Raw genomic sequence first — 22,639 nt, 5'->3', positions numbered from 1 at the left:
CTCACTCCCGCGCGTCCGCCACCGCCCGTCACCGTACGGCGCCCGACCCCGCCACCACCCACCACCCCACCACGCCCGGCTCCCCGCAGGGCACCGACCCGACGCCATGAAGGCAACTGACATGACCGGCAAAGGAGTACGGACATGACCGGCACCGGAATCTGCACGGGACGCGTGGCCGCCGTCACCGGGGCGGGCCGCGGCCTGGGCCGGGCCCACGCCCTGGCCCTCGCCGCCGAAGGCGCCCAGGTCGTGGTGAACGACCTCGGGGTGGCCCCCGACGGGGCCGGCGCCTCGGCCGGACCGGCCCAGCAGGTCGCCGACGAGATCCGGGCCCGCGGCGGCCGGGCCGTCGCCCACACCGGCGACATCACCACCACCGACGGCGCCGCCTCGCTCGTCACCACCGCCCTGGAGGCCTTCGGCCGCCTCGACACCCTCGTCAACAACGCCGGATTCCTGCGCGACCGGATGCTGGTCAACCTCGGTGAGGACGACTGGGACGCGGTCATCCGGGTCCACCTCAAGGGTCATTTCCTGCCCCTGCGGCACGCCGCGGCGCACTGGCGGGCCGAGGCCAAGGCCGGCCGCACCCCCGACGCCCGGATCGTCAACACCAGTTCGGGCGCCGGGCTGCTCGGCAGCGTCGGCCAGGGCAACTACTCCGCCGCCAAGGCCGGCATTCTCGGCCTCACCCTCGTCGCCGCCGCCGAACTCGCGCCCTACGGCGTGCAGGTCAACGCCCTCGCACCGGCCGCCCGCACCCGTATGACCGAGCAGACCTTCGCCGCGACGATGGCGGCGCCCGCCGAGGGGGAGTTCGACGCGATGGCCCCGGAGAACGTCTCCCCCCTGGTGGTCTGGCTGTCCTCCGCCGACAGCGCCGGGGTCACCGGCCGGGTCTTCGAAGCCGAGGCGGGCCGGATCACCGTGATGGAGGGCTGGCGCCCCGGCCCCACCGCGGACAGAAAGTGCCGCTGGACACCGGCCGAGGCGGGCGTGGCCGCACGCGAACTGCTGGCCGCCGCCGAGGAACCACGGCCGGTGTACGGCGCGCGCTGACGCGGGACGGGGCGGGGCCCGCCGCTCGGATCCGCGCCGGGCACGAGGACTTCTCGGCCGTCATCCGGTCACCCACCGGTCTGCGCAGCCGTCTCGCTCTTCCGTCGTCCACCTTCCACTTCGACCTTCCGCCTTCCGCCTTCCGCCTTCTGCCTTCCGTCCTCCGTCTTGTCCGTCAGCCTCTTGGAGGCTCCAGCCCCGCAAGTCGGGCGGCGCGGGCGAGCAGATCGACGAGCATGCCGAAGGTGAGCCGGCCGGTGAACGTATTGCGCTGGCTGGGGTGGTAGCTGCCGAGCACCTGGAGCTCCCGCCGCCGCCCGGTCGCGGGCAGGGTCAGCTGTACGCCGTGACCGAACGCGGGGCGGGGCCGGGGGAGCGGCCACCCCGCGTCGCCCAGTACGGGCAGCAGCGCCTGCCAGCCGAAGGCACCGAGCACCACGACCGTACGCAGGCCGGGGCTGAGGAGTTCGAGCTCCGCCGACAGCCATGGCCGGCAGGTACGCCGCTCGGCGGGCGTGGGCCGGTTGTCCGGCGGAGCGCAGTGGACCGGTGCGGTGACCCGCACTCCGTACAGCTCCAGCCCGTCGCCCCGGTGCGTCGCGGTGGGCCGGGATGCGAGCCCCACCGCATGGAGAGCGGCGAACAGGAAGTCACCGGAGGCGTCCCCGGTGAACATCCGGCCGGTGCGATTGCCCCCGTGAGCGGCGGGAGCGAGTCCCACGATGGCCAGCGCCGCACCGGACGGCCCGAATCCCGGGACGGGCCGCGCCCAGTACTCCTGGTCCCGGAACGCCGCCCGCGGATGCGCCGCGACCTCCTCGCGCCACTCCACCAGCCGGGGACAGGCGCGGCAGCGGACCAGCTGCGCGTCCAGCTCCGCGAGCCCGCCGCAGCGCCCGGCGTGATGGACGGGGAAGGCCGCCTCGTCCCTGCCGGGCGGCGGTGCCCCAGCCGCCCCGGTGTCGTTCATCCCTCCACGCTAATGCCGCATCGCGCAACGCACGCGCTGTCGTGACGCGCCGCCTGGTCGCCGCCCGGTTGCCGTCCGGGCCGCCACCGGCCTGGAGCGGGCCGGCACTCACCCCCACCAGACGCGGAACGTGGTGGACAACGCTGCGCCGTGATCTCCGCGTCGAAGACGCGGAGATCACGTGTCTCGGCTGTGTGCCGGGGCGAGGATCATCCGTGCGGGTGAAACGTTTGGAATCTCAGCCTCTACGAGTTGCCGGGCACGGTCGCCCCTATTTCCGGCAGCCCCGCGATTGATCTTGGGGCGTGCTGGTCCGGGGATTCGACGGGCTGGTGGTTCAGTTAACGCAGGTCGGCCCGTTACTCGTACCGGTACTTCAGTGAATCCGCCTCCGCCTGCTCGACGTCAGTGATCGTCAGCTCCGGCATCCGCAGTTGGGCCAGCGTCACCTCGGCCGAGGTCGGCTGGGCGTCCGTCGGCAGCCACTGCCCCGGCTTCCAGGCCCCGCTGCGCAGGAGCGACTTGGGGCAGTGCGGGTAGACCTCCTCGATCCCCAGCACCAGCGCGCTGGCCGGCGGCTTGCCCACGGCGGTCAGCTGCGACAGCAGCTCGGGGCGGGTGGAGACGCAGGCCCGGCCGTTCACCCTGAGCGTCGTGGTACGCCCCGGGATGACGAACAGCAGCCCGGCCCGTCCGGTGGCGATGACGTTCTGCAGGGTGTCCAGACGCTTGTTGCCGGTCGCGTCCGGTATCGCCACCGTCCGTGCGTCCAGGACGGCGACGAACCCGGCGGGGCCGCCGCGCGGGGAGACGTCACAGTTACCCTCGGCGTCCGCGCTGGCGACCAGGACCAGCGAGGAGCAGCCGATCAACCGCCGTGTCTGCTCGGTTAGTTCGGTCATCTGTTTGCGTATGGCCGCGTCCTTGGGCAGCTCGTAGACCCGGCGTAACGCGTCCTGATCGGGCACGGCGTCGAGGCGGAGCGAGTCGAAGGTACTGCTGGCAAGGGAGGTCGTCATGCCACCGACCCTAATGGCCCACCTGCGACTGATCTTGGTCGGTGACTGCGGGGACATAGAGACGGTCGCGCCTGCTGATCCACTTTCTCTTCGGACCGTTCCGCTCTGCGTGGACCGGGGTCCCGATGGGGGGTTGTCCCCACCTCCCCATGGGGGCGCGCCGGATGGGCAACGGCCTTTGCCTGCGGCCATCGTGTCGTATCCGGGTTTCGCTCACCTGGCGACGACGGACCGGTCATGCGGATGCGGTGGCGCATTCGGGCTGCCCGGCGGGCGTTCCCGGAGGCCTGGTGAAGCCGCAACTACAGCCAGAGGACCAACTGGCCGGAATAAAAGACCAGTTGCCGGATCGAAGGAGGAGCGGTGAATCGTCCCGGGGAGCGTGATCTCGCGCGCCGTACGGTACTGGCCGGCACAGCGGCCGCCGGTGCGGGAGCCGTGTGGGGAACTGCGGGCAGGGCTGCCGCCGACGGGCAGGGGGAGGCCATGGCGCAAGGGGCGGTGGACGCCGAGGTGGCGCGCCTGGAGCAGGGGCTGATCGCGCTCCGGCGGGACCTTCACCGGCATCCCGAGGCGCCGGGACAGGAGCGGCGCACCGCCGCTGCGGTGGCCCGGGAGCTGCGGAAAGCCGGGCTGGCCGTCACCACCGGAGTGGGCGGCCACGGCGTCGTCGGCGTCCTGCGGGGGACGCGTCCGGGCCGGACCGTCGCGTACCGGGCGGACCTGGACGCGGTGCCGCCCAAGGACATCGTCGGGGGCGGCCGGGAGGCGGCCCACTTCTGCGGGCACGACATCCACACCGTCGTGGCGCTCGGCGTCGCACAGGTCCTGGCGCGGCTGCGGCGGCAACTGGACGGAACCGTGGTGTTCCTCTTCCAGCCCGCCGAGGAGACCCTGTCGGGGGCCCGTGCACTGATCGACGCGGGTGTGCTGGAGCGCACCCGCGCGGAGGAGATCCATGCGCTGCACTGCGGGCCGTTCCCCGTCGGCCGGTTCGCCGTGACCCCCGGCTTCGGCATGCCGGGCCAGGACAAGGCGGAGGTGACCGTCTCCGGGCCGGACGCGCCCGATGCCGCACGTCGACTGGCCGACGAGATCGGCGCACTCGCCACGGTGGCACCACCGCAGACCGCCGCCGACCTCGAACGTATCGTCGCCGACGCCCAGATGCCCGACGGGCCGCTGGCCCGGTTCGTGGCCCTGCGGGCCCGGGCCGAGGACGCCAAGGTGAGTGTGTCCTACCGCTGCTGGCCTCAGGGACGGTACGTGGAGGTACGCGAGGACATCCGTCACCTGGCCGCGTTGTACGCGGGGGCCGGGGTGAGCTTCCCCGCCGAGCCGTTCCCTGCCATGGTCTGCCCGGAACATGATGCCCGTGTGCTCGCCCACCACCTCCGGCACACCCTCGGCCGAGACGCGGTGACCGAACTCCATGCGGCCTTTCCGCCCTTCAGCGGCGAGGACTTCGCCCTCTACCTGGACTGTCTCCCCGGCACGTTCACCTTCCTCGGCGTCCGTGCCCCCGGCGCCCCCCTCACCACCAGCTACCCGCACTACCCCGATTTCGCCCCGGACGAGCGCGCCATCGGCATCGGCGTACGCGCCATGGCGGGGTGGATCGCGGAGCGGACCGGGAGCCGGTGACGGGGCTGAGGAACATCCATGCCTGGTGCCCCGGCCCTCCGGGCGACAGCGTCTACGCGAAGGGCAGGGCGCTCCCCTCCCGCCCTTCGGCCGCTCGTACGAATCCGGCTGTCAGCCTTCCCGGATGAAGCCCTCCCGCACCAGCCAGTCCTTCGCCACCTCGTGCGGGTCCTCCCCGTCCACGTCCACCCGCGCGTTCAGCCGCTGGGCCTGGGCCCCCGTCAGCCGCTTGGTGATCGGGGCGAGGAGGCCGGCGATGGCGGGGTACTTCCTCATGGTGGCGCTGTTCATCTCGGGTGCCGCGTTGTAGTTGGGGAAGAAGTGCCGGTCGTCCTCCAACACCTTCAGCTTGAGTTCGGGAATGCGGCCGTCGGTGGTGGCCGCCACTCCGAGGGAGCAGGCCGCCCCCTCGGCGACCTGGGTGTAGACGACGCCGTCGTCCATCTTTTTGAAGTTCCCGCGCCGGAGCGCGAATCCGTACGTCTTCGCCACGCCCGGCAGGCCGTCCTCGCGCACCGAGAACTCGCTTCCACCGCAGATCGTCGCCGCGCCCGGGTCCTTCTTCGTCAGACGTGCCACGTCGGAGAGCGTGCGCAGCCGGTACTTGTGCGCGTTCGCCTGGTTCGCGACCAGCGCGTAGGTGTTGTTGAGCGGGGCGGCGGGCAGCCAGGTGATGCCGTTGCGGCGGTCCTCCTCGCGTACGGCCTCCCACTGCTTGTACGGGTCGACGACCCGCTTGGTGTGACCGAGGTAGGTGATCCAGGTCGTGCCGGTGTACTCGTACATCCCGTCCGCCGCACCGGACTTGACCGCCTCGCGGGCACCGATCGAGCCCTGGATGCCCGTCCGGTCCAGGACTTCCGCGCCGGCCGCCTTGAAGACCAGCCCCATGATCTGGCCCAGGATGATCTGCTCGGTGAACTCCTTCGAGGTCACGGTCAGTCGGGCGCCGGCCAGCGGTCGCCCCTTCCCGACGGAGCCGGGCCGTACCGAGTCGGCCAGCGGGCTGCCGCTGGTCAGTCCGCAGCCGCTCAGCCCCGCGGCGGCGAGCAGCAGGGCGCCCGCGCCCGCGACGGCCGTCCGTACCTGGGCCAGGCGCATCAGTCCACCTCCGGACCCGGACCCGCCGGGGCCCGCGGCGCCGGACGGCAGGGAGGTCGGTTCGACGAGTTCGGCAGAGTCAGCCACGGGTCCCCCGTGTGATGGTGGGCCGTCCGATCAGCACGTACCCGGCGTCGAACGGCAGGGCTGGGACGACGATTCCGAGTGTCCCCGACAGTACTGCGTTGAGCGTGTTCGCACTGTCCAGGCTGGAGATCCCGCGGAAGATCCGGTTGCCGAGCCCGAGCCCGAGCCCGAGCCCGAGCCCGAGCCCGGCCCCGTCCTCCGGCACTCCCGCGGCCGTCCGGGCCGGTGGTGAAGCCAAGGCGGCAGATCTTCAAGTCCCCTTTCCAGAGGCTGTGTTGTGTGACATATTACTGATGTGCCCACGAGACACAGACAGTCTTTGGATGCTCCGGACGTGGTCGTCGTCGGGGCGGGAGTGGTCGGCGCCGCCTGTGCCTACTACGCCGGCCGGTCCGGCCTTGATGTCGCCGTCGTCGACCGCGGACCCGTCGCGGGCGGTACCACCGGCGCCGGTGAGGGGAATCTGCTGGTCTCCGACAAGGAACCGGGGCCCGAACTCGAACTCGCCCTGTTCTCACTCCGGTTGTGGCGCGAACTCGCCGCGGAGCTGCCGCCGGAGATCGAGTACGAGGCGAAGGGCGGGCTGGTCGTGGCCTCCGACGAACCCGGCATGGTGGCGCTGAACGCCTTCCGCGCGGCGCAGGGCAGGGCGGGCGTGCGCAGCGACTGCCTCGTCGCCGACCGGCTGCGGGACGCCGAACCGCATCTGGCGCCCGGCCTCGCCGGAGGCGTCCTCTACCCGCAGGACGCGCAGGTCCAGCCCGCCCTGGCCGCCGCCCATCTGCTGCGTGCGTCCGGAGCGCGGCTGCACCTGGGCACGGAGGTCACGGCCGTCCTGCGGGGGCCCGGCGGGACGGTACGGGGCGTCCGTACCCCGCGGGGCGACCTCCTGGCCCCCGCGGTGGTGAACGCCACCGGCACCTGGGCCGGCCGGCTGGCCTCGCTCGCGGGGGTGCGGGTCCCCGTCCTGCCGCGCCGGGGATGTGTGCTGGTCACCGAGCCGCTGCCGCGTGTCGTACGCCGCAAGGTCTATGCCGCGGACTATGTCGCCGACGTGGCCAGCGGATCGGCGGCGCTGCAGACCTCAGCCGTCGTCGAGGGCACCCCGGCCGGACCGGTCCTGATCGGCGCCAGCAGGGAACGGATCGGCTTCGACCGCACGCTCTCCGTCGGAGTGCTGCGCCGGCTCGCCGCCCAAGCCGCAGCCCTGTTCCCCGTATTGGCGGGCATCCGGGTGATGCGCACCTATCAGGGGTTCCGCCCCTACCTCCCCGACCACCTCCCGGCGATCGGCCCCGACCCGCGCCTGCCGGGCCTGCTGCACGCCTGCGGCCACGAGGGCGCGGGGATCGGACTCGCCCCGGCCACCGGCCTGCTGATCGCCGCCGCGCTGACGGGGGCACCCGGCCCGCTGGACCCGCGGCCGTTCCGCCCGGACCGGTTCGCCGAACGGGCGGGGGAGGAAGGGGAGGGGCAGGAAGGGGCGGAGGAATGAGGCTGCCCGCCCTGCTCGTGCCGTCGCCCCCCGCCCGCACACCACCACCGAGAGGAGTCCGGGGATGACCCGTCGCCGCACCCCCGCCGACGTCGTACGGGCCGCGCCGGGACCGGCGTTCGAGATTCGTTTCGACGGGCGGCCGCTCCCCGCACTGCCCGGTCAGAGCATCGCCGCCGCGCTCTGGGCGGCCGGTGTGCTCTCCTGGCGGACCACACGACGCGACGGGCGGCCGCGCGGGGCCTTCTGCGGGATCGGCTCCTGCTTCGACTGTCTGGCCACCGTCAACGGCCGGCCCAACCAACGCGCCTGCCTGGTGCCCGCCCGGCCCGGGGACACGATCACCACCCAGGAAGGACACGGGCATGCCGACCTCACCGTCTGACCCCCACGACCTCGTGGTCATCGGCGCGGGGCCGGCCGGGCTCGCCGCCACCGTCACCGCCGCCGGCTTCGGACTGCGGGTGGCCCTCGTCGACGCGGCAGCGCGGCCCGGCGGACAGTTCTACCGGCAGCCGGCCCCCGGGCTGGGCGCCGCCCGCCCCGAGGCCCTGCACCACTCCTGGCGCGCCTTCGCGCGGCGTACCGCGCGGCTGGACGCGCAAGTCGCCGCGGGCCGGGTGCACCACTTCGCGGCACACCACGTCTGGGCCGTCACCCGGGACCCGGCGCACTGGACCGTGCACGCGGTGACCGGACCCGACGGCGGGCAGGGCCGGGCCGAGGTGAGGGCACGGCACGTGCTCCTCGCCACCGGCGCGTACGAGCGCCAACTCCCCTTCCCCGGCTGGACGGTGCCCGGTGTCGTGGGAGCGGGAGGCGCGCAGGCCATGCTCAAGGCGGGGCTGGTGCTGCCGGGGCGGCGGATCGTGGTCGCCGGCAGCGGGCCGCTGCTGCTCGCTGTCGCCGGCTCGCTCGCCGCGGCCGGCGCCACCGTGCCGGTGGTCGCCGAGGCGAGCGGCTACGCCGGATACGCCCGGGCCCCGCGCACGCTTGCCGTCAACCCCCGCAAGCTCGCAGAAGGGGCCGGTCACGCGGTGACCCTGCTCCGCCACGGCGTACGCCTCCGCTCCCGCAGCGCGGTCACCGCCGTGCACGGCACCGACCGGGTCGAGGCCGTCACCCTGACCAGGATCGACCGGGACTGGCGGCCGGTGCCCGGGACCGGACTGCGCATCCCCTGCGATGCGCTCGCCGTCGGGCACGGGCTCGTACCGCAACTGGAGCCGGCCACGGCACTGGGCTGCGCCACCCGCCGCACTCCGGACGGCACCTGGGCGCTGGTGCTCGACCACCAGCAGCGGACCACGGTCGACGGCGTCTGGGCGGCCGGTGAGGCCGGGGGCATCGGGGGTGCGGAACTCGCCTTTGTGGAAGGTGAGGTGGCGGCGTACAGCATTGCGGGCCGGGGAGTTCACGGCTCGCTGCGCCGCCGCCGGGACCGGCTGCGGCGGTTCGCCCGGACCATGGCCGCCGCCCATGCGCCGCGCCCCGGCTGGACCGGCTGGCTCCGCGAGGACACCGAGGTCTGCCGGTGCGAGGAGGTCACGGCCGGCCGGATCCTGGACGCCGTATCGGGTCTCGGTGCCCGCGACACCCGTACCGTCAAGCTGCTGACCCGGGCCGGAATGGGCTGGTGCCAGGGGCGGATGTGCGGCCCCGCGGTGGCCCGTCTCGCGGGCGGGGGCGGACCCGCGGCCGACCGCAGACCCCTCGCCTGTCCCGTCGTTCTGGGAGAACTCGCGGACGGACAGGGCTAGTTCGATTCCGGGCGGCCTTGGCAAGCCCCTGGGACGCTCAGTAAAATGTCACACCTCATAGAAGGAGACTTCCCATGGTCACCCGCACCCGCACCCGTCCCTGGCACGGCATCATGGTTGCCACCACCCTCCCCTTCCGTGACGACCTCTCCGTCGACCACGACGCCTACGCCGACCAGGTGGCCCGGCTGCTCGCCGCCGGCTGCGACGGTGTCGTCCCCAACGGCTCCCTCGGCGAATACCAGACGCTCACCGACGACGAGCGCGCCCGGGTCGTCCGTACCGCCGTGGCGGCCGCCGGCGGTGGCGACCGGGTGATGCCCGGTGTCTCCGCCTACGGCAGCGCCGCCTCGCGCCGGTGGGCCGAGCAGGCCGCCGAGGCGGGCGCCGGATCCGTTCTGCTGCTGCCGCCCAACGGCTACCGTGCCGAACCGGAGGCGGTCCGTGCCCACTTCGCCGAGGTCGCCGCGGCCGGCCTGCCCGTCGTCGCCTACAACAACCCTTTCGACACCAAGGTCGACCTCACCCCCGGCCTCCTCGCCGAGCTGTACGCCGACGGAAGCATCGTCGCCGTGAAGGAGTTCAGCGGTGATGTCCGCAGGGCCTACGAGATCGCCGAAGTCGTCCCGGAACTGGACCTGTTGATCGGAGCCGACGACGTCCTGCTCGAACTCGCCCTCGCCGGGGCCGTCGGCTGGATCGCGGGCTTCCCCAATGCACTGCCCGAGGCGTGCGGCACCCTCTACCGTGCCGCCCTCGCCGGTGACCTCGACACCGCGCGGCCGCTCTACCGCGCCCTGCACCCGCTGTTGCGCTGGGACTCCCGGCCCGAGTTCGTGCAGGCGATCAAGCTCGCCATGGACCTCGCCGGACACCGCGGCGGCCCGACCCGCCCGCCGCGCTCCCCGCTCACCGCCGAGCACGCGGCCGCGCTCCGCGCCGCCACCGGAAAGCTCCTCGCCGACGGCCACCACTGAGAAGGAGCTCGCCATGCGCACCCGCCACGTCTTCCACGCCGTCGACTCCCACACCGAGGGCATGCCCACCCGCGTCATCACCGGCGGCATCGGCACCGTCCCCGGCGCCACCATGGCCGAGCGCCGGCTGCACTTCGCCGAGCACCGCGACGCCCTCCGCACCCTGCTGATGTACGAGCCGCGCGGCCATGCCGCCATGAGCGGCGCGATCCTCCAGCCGCCGACCCGGCCCGACGCCGACTACGGCGTCCTGTTCATCGAGGTCTCCGGCTTCCTCCCGATGTGCGGTCACGGCACGATCGGTGTGGCCACCGTCCTCGTCGAGACCGGCATGGTGGAGGTCCAAGAACCCGTGACCAGGGTGCGGCTCGACACCCCCGCCGGGCTGGTCACCGCGGAGGTGCAGGTGAGGGACGGGGCGGCCACGGCCGTCACCCTCACCAATGTGCCCGCCTTCTGCGCCGGACTGGACCGCAAGATCGCCGTCCCGGGCTACGGCACACTGAGCTATGACCTCGCCTACGGTGGCAACTTCTACGCGATCCTGCCGCTGGACAGCGTCGGCCTGCCCTTCGACCGGGCCCGCAAGGACGACATCCTCGCCGCCGGACTCGCCCTCATGGAGGCCGTGAACGCCACCGACCGGCCGGTCCATCCCGAGGACGAGCGGATCGGCGGCCTCAAGCACATCTACTTCGCCGCGCCGGGGTCGAACGCCGCCCGCTCCCGGCACGCGATGGCCATCCACCCCGGGTGGTTCGACCGCTCGCCGTGCGGTACGGGCACCTCCGCGCGGATGGCGCAGCTGCACGCACGCGGCGAACTCCCGCTCCACCAGGACTTCGTCAACGAGTCGTTCATCGGAACGGAGTTCACCGGCCGCCTCGTCTCCAGCACCACGGCCGGCCCGTTCCCGGCCGTCGTGCCCACCGTCACCGGCCGGGCCTGGGTGACCGGCACCGCGCAGTACTTCCTCGACCCGTCCGATCCGTTCCCCGCGGGGTTCATGCTGTGACGCACGGCCCGTGAGGCCGACGGCCGCCCGCCACCGGGGAGTTCGCGCAACGTGACATTGTACGCTGGCACTCCGCGCCAATTCGGAGGACCACGATGGGTGAACTCAAGCACCGCAGCCTGATCACCGCGCAGGAGCGGCTTCGCGACCAGGTCGCCCATCAACTGCGCGCGGCCCTGATCGCGGGGGAGCTGTGCCCGGGGTCGGTCTACTCGGCACCGGGCCTCGCCGCGGACTTCGGGGTCTCCGCCACCCCGGTACGCGAGGCGATGCTCGACCTCGCCCGCGAGGGGCTGGTCGAGCCGGTACGCAACAAGGGCTTCCGGATCACCGAGGTGAGCGAGCGCGACCTCGACCAGTACACCGAGATCCGTGCCCTGATCGAGGTCCCGGTCGTCGGCCAGGTCACCCGTACCGCCGACCCGGCACAGCTGGAGGCCCTGCGCCCGGCCGCCTTGGAGATCGTCGCCGCCGCCCGCGGGCACGACCTCATCGGCTACCTGGAGGCCGACCGCCGCTTCCACCTCGAACTGCTCGGCCTCAGCGGCAACGACCGCCTGGTCGAGACGGTCGGGGACCTGCGCAAGCGCTCCCGTCTCTACGGCCTCACCCGCCTCGACGAGCGCAATCAACTGCTGCCCTCTGCCGAGGAGCACGTCGAACTGCTCGATGTGATGCTGACGGGTGACGCCGAGGCGGCCGAGGCCTGTATGGCCCGCCACCTCGGTCATGTCCGCTCGCTGTGGGCCCAGGGCCGCGAGGAACCGCTGGTACCGCGGCCGCAGCGGGCGCAGGCCGCCCGCCGGGGCTGACCGCCGGGCCGACCGGGCGGACGGGGAACCCGGTCGGCCCGGTCGGCCCGCTCAGTCCCGCCCGGTGAGGAGCCCGTCCATCCACTCCTCCACCCCGTCGGCGGTGCGCGGCAGCGCCGACGACATCAGCCGGGCACCGTCCGAGGTGATCACCAGATCGTCCTCGATCCGGACCCCGATACCGCGCAGCTCGCGGGGCAGGGTCTCGTCGTCGGGCTGGAAATAGAGCCCCGGTTCCACGGTCAGGACCTGCCCCTGTGTCAGGACGCCGTCCAGGTACTGCTCCGCACGGGCCCGGGCGCAGTCGTGCACATCGAGCCCGAGCATATGGCCCGAACTGCACAGCGTGTAGCGCCGGTACAGGCCGCTGTCGGCGGCAAGCGCCTCACGCGCCGGGATGCGCAGGACGCCCCAGTCGGCCAGCCCCTCGGCCAGGACGCCGCTGCAGGCCCGGTGGAAGTCCCGGAAGCTCGCGCCCGGCCTGAGGGCGGCGATGCCCGCCTCCTGGGCGGCGAGCACCAGCTCGTACACCCGGCGCTGGACGGGGGAGAAGCGCCCGGAGAGCGGCAGGGTGCGGGTGAGGTCGGCGGTGTACAGCGTGTCGGTCTCCACGCCCGCGTCCAGCAGCAGCAACTGGCCGGGGTCGAGCGGACCGTCGTTGCGGGTCCAGTGGAGCACACAGGCGTGGGCGCCGGCGGCGGCGATCGTCTCGTACCCGGTGCCGTTGCCCTCGGCGCGGGCGCGCAGCTGGAAGACCCCCTCGATCCAGCGTTCGCCGCGCGGGTGGCGCAGTGCGGTGGGGAGGGACCGTACGACATCCTCGAAGCCGGTGGTGGTGTGCGCGACGGCCTCCTGGAGCTGAGACACCTCCCAGTCGTCCTTCACCAGTCGCAACTCGCTGAGCACGGAGGCGAGTTCGGCGTCGTGGGCGGCGTCCCGTCCGGGCCGGTGAGGTGCGAGGTCGTCCAGATGCGCACAGCGCAGGCCGGTGAGGCGTTCGGCCTCGGCGAGATCGGGGCGGCGGCCCACCCAGAACTCGCCGTGCCGGCGGTCCCGGTAGAACGCGCCACCGCCGTCCCGCGGCGGCCGCGGCCGCAGGTACAGCACCGCCTCGCCGTCCGGTTCCAGTACCAGGACGTGCCCCGGCTGGTCCTCGCCCGTCAGCCCGGTCAGCCAGGCGTAGGCGCTGTGCGGGCGGAAGCGGTGATCGCAGTCGTGGGAGCGGACCTTCGACTCCCCGGCGGGGACGGTCAGCCGCTCGCCGGGGAAGCGTGCGGCGAGCCGGGCCCGGCGGCCGGCGAACCGGTCGAAGCCCGGGACGCGGGGCCCGTCGGGGGGCGGGGCGGCGGCCCACCGGCCGGCCATGAAGGCGGCGAGGGCGTCCGACACCGGCAAGTCGTGGCTGCCGGTGTGGAGTTGGGGAGCACGCGAGGGCAAAGTACACCTCCGGTAAAGAAAGCTACCTGAAGCCTTGTCAGTGCAATTTCACATTACTATGTTATGGGTCACACCTCGTGGAGTGAAGGCCACCGCCTCCCTCTGCACACAACCCCCCACCCCCTCCCGGAGGTTCAGGTGCCCCCTTCGCGTCTGCCGCGCAGCGTCCTGCTGGCCGCGACCCTCGCCACCACGCTCGCCACCACCCTCGCCCTGCCGGCCGTCCAGGCCGCCCAGGCGGCACCCCACCCGTCGGCCACCTCCTCGCAGCAGGCCCGGGCGGCGCAGCCCGGCCACCGGCCCGCCGCCTCCACCGCCAACCCCTTCGACCACGCCCAACGCCTCGCCAGGGCCCCGAAGTCCGACGCCTCCCCGGCGCCGGCGCCCCGTGCCCTCGTCGAGAGAGGCCGCATACCGGGCCCGCAGACCAAGCCCGCGGGCCCGCCGCAGGGCCCGAGACCCGAGGTCGCCCCCTGCACCCTCGACGGCATCACCGGCCTGAACCCCGAACAGTTCGCGGACTTCCTCGCCGACCCGGCCGTCACGGCCGACGACTGCCTGCGCACCCTCGTGTGGACCTGGGACCCCCGGCTCATCCCCGTCATGTCCGACGCCCACGTCCAGGCGGTGGCCCGTCGCATCACCGGCCTCGCCGCCGCCCATGACGGCAAGAACACCAGCCATCTGTACGAGATGTTCACGTACCTGCACGCGGTGGCCTACCAGGACTTCGCACACGACGAGATCGACACCACCGACGCCCCCACCGTCGACGCCGTACGCCGCGCGGTCGAGGCCTTCGGCACCGCGGCCCGCACCTTCGACGTCACCCGGGCCAACGCCGACACCCTGCGCGAAGCCCTCTACGCCGCCAGCGCCCCGGGCCTGCGCCAGCACCAACTCGACCTGATCCAGCGGGTTCTGGCCACCATGGACGCGGCCCACCCCGCCACCCACAAGGATCCGGCCTGGGGCAACGCCGCCCTCGCCGCGCTCTCCGTCAACTACCTGGGCGTCTACCCCGGCAACAAGGACACCGCCTTCCAGTACGCGGCCGCCGCCGACCCCACCTACCGTGCCGCCTTCAAGGCGTTCGCCGGATACACCCACCTCAAGGGGACACCCAACGCCTGGGCGGTACGCGACGCGCTCGGGGAGTACGGCCGCTTCGGCCAGATCGACTCCCTCAAACCGGCCATCGTCACCGACCTCGGCGCCCTCCTCCCCACCCTCGTGAGCAACTTCGGCGACGGCAGCGAACCCTGGGCCAAGGTCGCCGGCTGGCTGATCTTCTTCGATGCCTGCAAGCCGTACGCGGTGTGCAAGGACGACATCGAAAAGCGGATCTTCCCGCGCACCTACTCCTACGACAACGGCGCCATCACGGTCCGCACCGCCCTCGACCGCGCCGTCGTCGACCAGCTCTACTACGCGTCCAAGCAGGTCAGGGCCCAGTTCCACCGGGTGCTCGGCACCACGGAACCGCTGGCGGGCGATCCCAACACCACGCTCACCATCGTCCTGTACGCCTCCCGCGCCGATTACGAGGTCTACCACCCGATGCTCACCGGGATGGGCACCAACAACGGCGGCGTCTACATCGAGCAGGGCGCGACCTTCTACACCTACCAGCGGCGCGTCCCCCAGGACTCCAGCCTCACCCTCGAAGAGCTCTTCCGGCACGAGTACGTGCACTACCTCAACGGCCGCTTCGCCGTCCCCGGCTTCTTCGGCGAGGGCCCCTGGTACGAGGGCGACCGCACCACCGCCATGGACGAGGGCAGCGCCGAGTTCTTCGACGGCTCGACCCGTGACAACGGCATCGCCGTGCGCCGGTCACTCGTCCGCGACATCATCGCGGACACCGCGGACGGCAAGGCCCGTATGAGCATCAACGAGTTCCTGCACGCGACGTACGACCGCGACGGCTTCCGCTTCTACTCCTACGCCGGGACGTTCTTCGAGTTCCTGTGGCGCGACCACCCCGCGATGCTCCAGGAGATGTACCGGTACCTGCGGGCCAACGACCCGGCCGCCTTCGACTCCTGGCGCAACCGCATGGGATCCGACGCGGGGCTGCAGCAGCAGTACGACGCCTTCCTCGACGCGCAGATCGCCATCGTCGACGACCTCTTCGTACCGGACACGACGTTCACCCCCAACGGATCCCTGAAGTTCGCCACCCCCGCCGAGGTGCAGAGCGCCTTCGCCGCCGCCACCGCCAACACGCCCGTCTGCAAGGACGACGGCGACCCGGGCATCGGCCGGTTCACCTGCACCGGCCGGATCACCGCCAACCTCGCCAACTCCGGTGACCCCGGCCAGGTCTTCAAGGACATGGCCGAAACCGTCGACTACTTCATCCTGGACCGCACCAAGCCCGCCGCGAACAACTTCACCGACATGAACTGCTCCTTCGGCCCCACCGATATCTGGTCCACGGGCCGGGCCGGCACCGCGGACTTCCGCTGCGAGGGCCCGCTGCGGCGGTGAGAACGCCGCCGTCCCCGGCGGTGGCACGGCCCGTCGTGCGACCGGCGGGCCGTGTCCGGCGGGGGCGGGCCGCGTCCGGCCGGTGAGCCGTGACCGGCCGGTGAGCCGTGACCGGCGGACGGGCCGTGTCCGGCAGGCCCTTCGGCCTCAGCCCTTCGGCCTCGGTCAGTCGCCGGGCAGATCGAGCCGGCGGGACGTACCGGGCGCCAGCGAGAACGAGCGGTCGCGCAGTCTGACCCGCACCGCGGCGTTCTCGGAGGCCGGAACCGCGATCCGCACCTGCTCGGCCCGGATGCGCAGATCGATGTCCCAGTGGCGCCGGAAGCGGATGCGGACCCCGAACTTCGAGAGCTCCGGCAGCGGCGCCGGATCGAGCCACAGCGCCTGGTCGCGGGTCTCCAGGCCGGTCATCCCGCGCTGGACGAAATCCAGGGTGCCGGCCATCGCCCCCAGGTGGATGCCCTCCGCGGTGGTGCCGCCCTGGACGTCCGCCACATCCCCGGCCAGCGCCTCCTCGCAGAACGTCCAGGCGTCGGGACGCTGGACGCGGGCCAGGACCCAGGCGTGGACCAGGGCGCTGAGGGTGGAGCCGTGGCTGGTGCGGTGCAGGTAGTAGTCGACGGTGGCGTGCCAGATGTCGTCGTCCAGCGGATGGCCGAGCCGGCGGAACACCGAAGCGAGCTCCGACGGTGCGAAGAGATAGCCCAGCATCAGCACATCGGCCTGTTTGGAGGCCTGGTAGCGGTTGACCGTGTCGCCCTCCGCCTCCAGGATCCGGTCCAGCCGCCGGATGTCACCGTAGCGCTGCCGGTATCCGTGCCAGTCCAGCTCGGCGAGGTCCCCGTATCCGGCGAACTGGCTGATCACCCCGCGGTGGTAGGGCACATGGAGCCGGTGGGAGATGTCCTCCCAGCGCTCGGGCTCCTCCGGGCAGAGCTGGAGACGTTCGTAGAGCTGCCGCTGATGGGCCTCGGGCAGCGTGCGGCAGAGGTCGAGGGCCCGCATCAGCACCCAGGCCGCCGTGACATTGGTGTAGGCGTTGTCGTCCACCCCCGGTGCGGCGGCGTCCGGATAGCCGTCGTGGTATTCGTCCGGACCGACGACACCGCGGATGCGGTACCGGCCCAGGGCGGCGTCCCAGACGGCACAGGCGGCCCAGAAGCGGGCGATCTGCAACAGCATCTCCGCGCCCCTGGTGTGCAGGAACTCCGTGTCGCCGCTGGCCTGTCCGTACTGCCACACGTTGTAGGCGATCGCCGACCCGACGTGGTGCTGGAGCCGGGAGTGGTCGGGCAGCCAGCGCCCCGAGCGCGGGTTGAGGTGGAGCTGCTGGGTCTCCTCACGGCCGTCGCCTGCGCTCTGCCACGGGTACATCGCGCCGGTGCGGCCCGCTTCCCGCGCGGCATGGCAGGCGGCGGGCAGCCGCCGGTAGCGGTAGTCGAGCAGCGCGCGGGAGACCTGCGGCAGGTGCAGATTCAAGAACGGCAGCACGAACAGCTCGTCCCAGAAGACATGTCCGCGGTACGCCTCGCCGTGCAGCCCCCTCGCCGGCACCCCGGCATCCAGCTCGGCGGTGTGCGGCGAGAGGGTCTGCAGGAGGTGGAAGAGGTGCAGTCGCAGGATCCCGCCCGCCTCTCCCGGGACCTCCAGCTTGGCCTGCTGCCACAGGTTCTCCCAGGCGCGGCGGTGCGACGCCCGCAACTGCCGGAAGTGCGGGGCCAGGGCCACACAGTCCACGGCCGCGTGCCGCGGGCTCTCGATCGCCGGGTCGCGTGAGGTGAACAGCGCCACGGTCTTCTCGACGACCGCGGGGGAGTCCGGGGGGAGGGGCAGGACCAGGGTGTGGAACGCCCCCAGCGCGGTGAGCTGCGGCATGGGCGGCCCGCCCCGGCCGGAGGAGGCGCGGGTCCGCGCTGCCAGCGCGATACGGATGTCCGAGTCGAGGGTGCGGCAGCTCAGCCACACCGTGTCCGGCCGCTCGCTGCCGGTCTCCCACCCCGTCAGATGCTGGTCCGCCAGCTCGCGGTAGCGCGCGACGCCGGCATTGCGCACCGCACCGTCGATCCCGGACTCCACCTCCACCGTGCCCGCCCACCCATGGGCCCGGAAACAGGTGCGCAGCGCGGCCAGATGGGGTTCTCCCATGTGCACCAGGCGGCACTGTTCGACGGTCAGCCGCCGGCCGGCCTCGTCCTCGTAGACCGACCAGCGGGTCAGCGTGCCGTGCCGCAGGTCCAGGGTCTGCCGGTGCTCCGCCAGCTGCGGGTGGTCGGGGGAGAGCCAGGGGCCGGGAGCCGCGTCGGCGGGGCAGATCCGGTAGCGCAGCGGGAGCCAGTTGGGGAGGTTGACCATGTCCTCGTTCTCGACCGGGCGGCCCGCCACCAGCGAGGTGAGCCGGTTGTAGCAGCCGGCGGCGTAGGTGCCGGGGTAGTGCGCGGGTCCGGCCGGCACCTCGGACGCCGCGCCGCGGGTGGCGAAGTAGCCGTTGCCGAGGGCGCAGAGCGTTTCGCGCAGCCGTTCCGCCTCCGGGTCGTACCCCTCGTACGACCAGGCCCAGGGGTGCGTCATCCGCCCGCCCCGGCCGCCGTACGGCCAGGTCCAGGCGCTCGTCATCCCCCCTCCCCGGCCGTCAGCAGCTCGCCGGGGTCGGCCACGACCACATCGGCGCCACGGCGGCGCAAGGCGGTGGCACTGTACGGTCCTGCCGTCCGGTCCACGCCCACCACCAGGCCGAATCCGCCCCGGCGGCCGGCCTCGACACCGGCTAGGGCGTCCTCCACCACGGCGGTGTCCGCGGCCGGGACACCGAGCCGCCGGGCCGCTTCGAGGAAGAGCGCGGGGTCCGGTTTGCCGGGCAGGTTCAGGCGGCCCGCCTCGTTGCCGTCCACCACGGCCCCGAAGAGCCCGAACACATCGGCCGCGGTCAGCAGCTCGGTGGCATGGCGGGACGCCGAGACGGCGGCACACGGCACCCCGAGGTCCCACAGCACCCGCAGCAGCCGCACGGTGCCGGGCCACGTGGTGACGGCCCCGGTCCGCAGGTGCGCGGTGAACAGCTCGTCCTTGCGGGCCGCGACGGCGCCGACGGTGTCCGTGCCCGGCGGGTCCTTTGGTGTGCCGGGCGGCAGATCGAGGCCCCGTGCGCGCAGGAAGGCGGCCGCCCCGTCCTGCCGGGACCGGCCGTCGACATAGCGCAGATAGTCGTCCACCGGGTCGAAGGGGCGTTGCCCGCCCGCGGCCGTCAGACAGGCGTCGAAGGCGGTCTTCCAGGCCGCGGCGTGCAGCCGCGCGGAGTCGGTGATGACCCCGTCGGTGTCGAAGACCACGGCCCGCAGCGACTGCAGACAAGCGGCCAGGGAGGCGCCGCTCATGGTGACGGTTCCGTTCGCATGGTGACGGTGTTGTTCGTCGGTGTGTCCCTTCCATGGCACCACGACTGCGGGCCATGGGCGCGCCGCGCTCCGTCACCCCCCGGCCCGCCGGGCACGGGGGCCCGTCGCGACCCGGCCGGACGGCGTCGGGACGACCCGGCCGCCCCCCTGCGCGCGGCCGACCACGGTGCGACGGTGGCAGTAGGCCCCTTCAGGCCCCTCGCCGAGGTGACCGAAAGGAAGTGGCGGCGATGGAGCATCCGCTGACCGTCGGGACCGATGGATCGGATGCCGCGTTCCGGTCGCTGGACTGGGCGGTGGACGAGGCGGCACGCCACGCCCTCCCGCTGCGGATCGTCCACGCCTCCCGGTGGGAGCGCTACGAGGGCACCTCGTCGGCGTCGGCCCCGGAACGCCCCGTCGAGCAGGTGCTCGCGGAGAACATCGTGGCGTCCGCCGCCGACCACGCCCGCCGGCGTCATGCGGACGTCAGGGTCTCGGCGGAGGTGCTGGCCGACGACGCGGTCACCGTCCTGCTGAACGAGGGCCTGCACGCCTGGGCGCTGGTCCTGGGGCCGCGGGGACACGGGGAGATCACCGGCCTGCTGCTCGGGTCGGTCAGCATGACGGTGGCCGCCCGCGCCCGGTGCCCGGTGATCGTGGTCCGCGGTGACCCTGCCGGGCTCGCGGGCACGCACGAGCGCGTCCTCCTCGGCGTCGCCGACCCGGCCGGTGAGATGGCGGCCGTCCGCTTCGCCCTCCGCGAGGCCGAGGCCCGCGGCTGCACGCTGGAGGCGGTCTGCGCCTGGGGCCGCCCGGCACCCGGGACGGCCGACGCCCGCTCGGTACCCGGGACGGCCGATGCCCCACAGCCCTCCGCAGCGCCCCACCGCTCCGACGAGCAGCAGGCCATGGCGCTGCTGGACGACGCCCTGGCCGAGGCGGCCGGCGCGCATCCGGCGGTGCGGGTGGAGCGCGCCGTGGCCGAGGGACCCGCGCACAAGGTCCTGGTGCACCGCGCCGCCGCGGCCGATCTGCTGGTGGTCGGGGCACAGCGCCGCCAGGGGCACTTCGGTCTGCAGCCCGGCCGGGTGGCGCACACCGCGCTCTGCCACGCCGCCTGCCCCGTGGCGGTCGTGCCCCGGACCGCCTGAGCGGGCACCGCCACCGGGCGCTACGTCTCCAGCCCGGCCGCATGATCGGGGACGTAGGTCTGCAGGTCCCGGGGCGGCCGCTGGTAGCCGGTGGCCGGCGGCCGCGGCGGCAGGGTCAGCTTTGGCGGGGAGACGGCGCGGTAGGGCACCGTCGACAGCAGGTGGGCGATCATGTTCAGCCGGGCCCGGCGCTTGTCGTCGCTCTCGACGACGTACCACGGCGACTCCGCGATGTCCGTGTGCACGAACATCTCGTCCTTGGCCCGCGAGTACTCCTCCCAGCGGGTCAGCGACTCCAGATCCATGGGGGAGAGCTTCCAGCGCCGGGTGGGGTCCTGCAGCCGCCGCCGGAACCGCTGCTCCTGCACCTCGTCGCTCACCGAGAACCAGTACTTGCGCAGCAGGATCCCGTCCTCCACCAGCATCCGCTCGAACACCGGGCACTGCCGCAGGAACCGCTGGTGTTCGGCCGGTGTGCAAAAGCCCATGACCCGTTCGACACCGGCCCGGTTGTACCAACTGCGGTCGAACAGCACCAGCTCGCCCGCCGCGGGAAGGTGCTCCGCATAGCGCTGGAAGTACCACTGGGTGCGCTCCCGCTCGGTGGGCCGCGGCAGCGCCACGATCCGGGCCACCCGGGGGTTGAGGTACTGGGTGACCCGCTTGATGGTGCTTCCCTTGCCGGCCGCGTCACGCCCTTCGAAGACCACGACGAGCCGGGCACCCTCGGTGCGCACCCACTCCTGGAGTTTCACCAGCTCCGTCTGCAGCCGGTACAGCTCCGGCTCGTACAACGACCGCGACAGCTTCCCGGCGCCGCTGCCGCTCTGCTTGTCCGCCATACGACGACGGTACGGAGAAAACCCCCCGGAGGCTCAGGCGTGCGAGCCGAACGGGGCCAGGGCCTCGCGCTCGATCCGCCGCCGGACCTGCTCGGTCAGGTGGGCGAGCCGCTTTGAGACCTTCGCCCGAACGGCCTGCGGCGACCGGATGTACCGGGCGGCCGCCGGCAGCTCCGCGGTATCGGCCGCGACCCGCCGCCGGGCGTCCTCCAGGCGGCCCCGCGGCCTGCTGCGCACGCCCCTGCGCATCAGCGTCTCCAGGAGCGGCGTACTGCCCGGGGGAACCGGCTCCTCGGCCAGACCGATCACATCGTGGCACCCGGGTCGGCGGAAGACCTGTTTGCGGCCCGGTGCGGTCGCCTTCGCCGCCGACAGCTTCATCAGCGGGCGGCCGTCGTAGGCGACGAGCTTGTACGCCGAATCCAGCGAAGGGGCGTCGGCGCTCACCCCGACCCGGGTGCCCACGGCAAAGACGTCGATCGGCGCTCCCGCCCGTGCCAGATCGTGCACCGCGAATTCGTCCAGCCCGCCGCTGGCGACGATGCGGACCTGCGGAAGCCCCGCGTTGTCCAGGATCGTGCGGGCGCGGAAGGCCAGTTCTGCCAGGTCACCGCTGTCCAGCCGGATGGCCGACCCGTCACCGCGCCCCAGCGCGTTGAGCACCCTGGCCGCTGCCGCGACGCCGGATTCGGTGGCGTAGGTGTCCACCAGGAAAGTCACCGGTCCGGGATGGCGGAGCGCGAACGCGGTGAACGCCGCCTCCTCGTCCCCGAACGCCTCGATGTACGAGTGCGCCATCGTGCCCACCGCCGTCAGATCCTCGGCGTGGGCCGCCGCCACATTGCTGGTGCCGGTGAATCCGGTCATGGCACCCAGCCGGGCCACCTGGCAGGCGGCGGCGGTTCCCTGGGTGCGCCGCAGGGAGAAGTCCACGACCGAGTGCCCGCGTGCGGCGATGACGCAGCGGACGCACTTGGACGCGACGGTCGTCTGATGGGTGAGGTGGTTGAGCACATACGACTCCACCAACTGCGCCTGCGGCAGCGGAGCGGTGATCTCCAGCAGCGGCTCACCCGCCAGGACCACCCGGCCCTCCGGCACGGCCCGGACCTCACCGGTGAAGCGCATCCCCAGCAGCGGAGCGAGCTCCCTCGCCGGCCGCTGCAGCGCCTCGGCGAACACCTCGACATCGTCGTGTCCGACGGTGAAGCCGGAGAGAAAGTCGAGGACGGTCTCGGCCCCGGCGGCGATCAGGAACCCGCGGTCCGGCGGCAGGGCCCGCACGAAGCAGCTGAAGGTCGCCGGCTCCGTCATGCCCTCGTGGAGGTACGAGAGGGCCATGGTCACTTCGTACAGGTCGGTGAGCGTCGCATCCGACATGGCCGGCTCCTTCCCGGGAG

The 22,639-nt window shown here is 72.9% G+C and carries 19 protein-coding genes; 10 read left to right on the top strand and 9 right to left on the bottom strand.

All coding sequences use genetic code 11. The annotated features are described in order from the left end of the window. The first annotated feature begins 144 nt into the window (after positions 1 to 144). Entirely contained in the window at positions 145 to 1,062 is a 918-nt protein-coding gene (locus D9V36_RS04710) for an SDR family oxidoreductase (RefSeq protein ID WP_129292643.1), read from the top strand. A gap of 175 nt (positions 1,063 to 1,237) precedes the next feature. Here the strand turns inward: D9V36_RS04710 and D9V36_RS04705 are convergent, their stop codons facing one another. Next, complete coding sequence (locus D9V36_RS04705; RefSeq protein WP_129292642.1) at positions 1,238 to 2,032, bottom strand: uracil-DNA glycosylase; 795 nt, start codon at positions 2,030 to 2,032, stop codon at positions 1,238 to 1,240. 359 nt (positions 2,033 to 2,391) lie between these two features. After that, positions 2,392 to 3,051, bottom strand: coding sequence for an MSMEG_1061 family FMN-dependent PPOX-type flavoprotein (locus D9V36_RS04700; protein WP_129292641.1), 660 nt, complete (start codon positions 3,049 to 3,051; stop codon positions 2,392 to 2,394). 486 nt (positions 3,052 to 3,537) lie between these two features. Between D9V36_RS04700 and D9V36_RS04695 the strand changes: the two genes are divergently transcribed. After that, a complete protein-coding gene (locus tag D9V36_RS04695) occupies positions 3,538 to 4,695 on the top strand; it encodes a M20 metallopeptidase family protein (protein WP_241721265.1) in 1,158 nt (385 codons plus the stop codon). A gap of 111 nt (positions 4,696 to 4,806) precedes the next feature. Here D9V36_RS04695 and D9V36_RS04690 read toward each other — a convergent pair whose 3' ends face one another. Beyond that, a complete protein-coding gene (locus D9V36_RS04690; protein ID WP_129298187.1) occupies positions 4,807 to 5,796 on the bottom strand; it encodes a glycine betaine ABC transporter substrate-binding protein in 990 nt (329 codons plus the stop codon). 79 nt (positions 5,797 to 5,875) lie between these two features. Then, positions 5,876 to 6,121 (bottom strand): hypothetical protein, encoded by a 246-nt coding sequence (locus D9V36_RS04685; protein WP_431357642.1) that lies wholly within the window; start codon positions 6,119 to 6,121, stop codon positions 5,876 to 5,878. 81 nt (positions 6,122 to 6,202) lie between these two features. Between D9V36_RS04685 and D9V36_RS04680 the strand changes: the two genes are divergently transcribed. The 6 genes from D9V36_RS04680 to D9V36_RS04655 all read left to right on the top strand — a co-directional run bounded on the left by D9V36_RS04680 (position 6,203) and on the right by D9V36_RS04655 (position 11,942). Beyond that, on the top strand, positions 6,203 to 7,378 hold the full coding sequence (locus tag D9V36_RS04680; RefSeq protein WP_129292639.1) for an NAD(P)/FAD-dependent oxidoreductase: 1,176 nt from the start codon (positions 6,203 to 6,205) through the stop codon (positions 7,376 to 7,378). 64 nt (positions 7,379 to 7,442) lie between these two features. Then, positions 7,443 to 7,763 (top strand): (2Fe-2S)-binding protein, encoded by a 321-nt coding sequence (locus D9V36_RS04675; RefSeq protein ID WP_129292638.1) that lies wholly within the window; start codon positions 7,443 to 7,445, stop codon positions 7,761 to 7,763. Beyond that, positions 7,744 to 9,138 carry an FAD-dependent oxidoreductase gene (locus tag D9V36_RS04670; protein ID WP_129292637.1) on the top strand — a complete coding sequence of 465 codons (1,395 nt, stop codon included), beginning with the start codon at positions 7,744 to 7,746 and terminating at the stop codon, positions 9,136 to 9,138. The genes D9V36_RS04675 and D9V36_RS04670 overlap by 20 nt, the downstream gene beginning before the upstream one ends. A gap of 74 nt (positions 9,139 to 9,212) precedes the next feature. Continuing rightward, positions 9,213 to 10,115, top strand: a complete 903-nt coding sequence (locus D9V36_RS04665) for a dihydrodipicolinate synthase family protein (protein ID WP_129292636.1) — start codon at positions 9,213 to 9,215, stop codon at positions 10,113 to 10,115. A gap of 13 nt (positions 10,116 to 10,128) precedes the next feature. Next, positions 10,129 to 11,130: a proline racemase family protein gene (locus D9V36_RS04660; RefSeq protein ID WP_129292635.1), complete on the top strand. Its 1,002-nt coding sequence runs from the start codon at positions 10,129 to 10,131 to the stop codon at positions 11,128 to 11,130. 95 nt (positions 11,131 to 11,225) lie between these two features. Continuing rightward, the gene (locus D9V36_RS04655) at positions 11,226 to 11,942 is read left to right on the top strand and encodes a GntR family transcriptional regulator (RefSeq protein ID WP_129292634.1); all 717 of its coding nucleotides are present in this window, start codon (positions 11,226 to 11,228) and stop codon (positions 11,940 to 11,942) included. 51 nt (positions 11,943 to 11,993) lie between these two features. Here D9V36_RS04655 and D9V36_RS04650 read toward each other — a convergent pair whose 3' ends face one another. Further along, positions 11,994 to 13,379 (bottom strand): aminopeptidase P family protein, encoded by a 1,386-nt coding sequence (locus D9V36_RS04650; protein ID WP_206739596.1) that lies wholly within the window; start codon positions 13,377 to 13,379, stop codon positions 11,994 to 11,996. Between the two features lie 138 nt (positions 13,380 to 13,517). Between D9V36_RS04650 and D9V36_RS04645 the strand changes: the two genes are divergently transcribed. After that, positions 13,518 to 15,872 carry a collagenase gene (locus D9V36_RS04645; protein ID WP_241720704.1) on the top strand — a complete coding sequence of 785 codons (2,355 nt, stop codon included), beginning with the start codon at positions 13,518 to 13,520 and terminating at the stop codon, positions 15,870 to 15,872. A gap of 165 nt (positions 15,873 to 16,037) precedes the next feature. Here the strand turns inward: D9V36_RS04645 and D9V36_RS04640 are convergent, their stop codons facing one another. Both D9V36_RS04640 and D9V36_RS04635 read right to left on the bottom strand, forming a co-directional pair. Next, positions 16,038 to 18,440, bottom strand: coding sequence for a glycoside hydrolase family 65 protein (locus D9V36_RS04640; protein ID WP_129298184.1), 2,403 nt, complete (start codon positions 18,438 to 18,440; stop codon positions 16,038 to 16,040). A 41-nt stretch (positions 18,441 to 18,481) separates the two neighbouring features. After that, positions 18,482 to 19,243 carry an HAD family hydrolase gene (locus tag D9V36_RS04635; RefSeq protein ID WP_129292633.1) on the bottom strand — a complete coding sequence of 254 codons (762 nt, stop codon included), beginning with the start codon at positions 19,241 to 19,243 and terminating at the stop codon, positions 18,482 to 18,484. A gap of 251 nt (positions 19,244 to 19,494) precedes the next feature. Between D9V36_RS04635 and D9V36_RS04630 the strand changes: the two genes are divergently transcribed. Continuing rightward, complete coding sequence (locus tag D9V36_RS04630) at positions 19,495 to 20,397, top strand: universal stress protein (RefSeq protein ID WP_129292632.1); 903 nt, start codon at positions 19,495 to 19,497, stop codon at positions 20,395 to 20,397. A gap of 20 nt (positions 20,398 to 20,417) precedes the next feature. Here D9V36_RS04630 and ppk2 read toward each other — a convergent pair whose 3' ends face one another. Together ppk2 and D9V36_RS04620 are read right to left on the bottom strand one after the other, a co-directional pair. Continuing rightward, positions 20,418 to 21,239, bottom strand: a complete 822-nt coding sequence (gene ppk2 / locus D9V36_RS04625) for a polyphosphate kinase 2 (protein ID WP_129292631.1) — start codon at positions 21,237 to 21,239, stop codon at positions 20,418 to 20,420. 33 nt (positions 21,240 to 21,272) lie between these two features. Next, entirely contained in the window at positions 21,273 to 22,619 is a 1,347-nt protein-coding gene (locus D9V36_RS04620) for a nicotinate phosphoribosyltransferase (protein WP_129292630.1), read from the bottom strand. Positions 22,620 to 22,639 lie beyond the last annotated feature (20 nt).

This window comes from Streptomyces lydicus (assembly GCF_004125265.1).
Taxonomy (GTDB): Bacteria; Actinomycetota; Actinomycetes; order Streptomycetales; family Streptomycetaceae; genus Streptomyces; species Streptomyces lydicus_C.
This window is presented reverse-complemented; position numbering and strand designations above follow the sequence as displayed.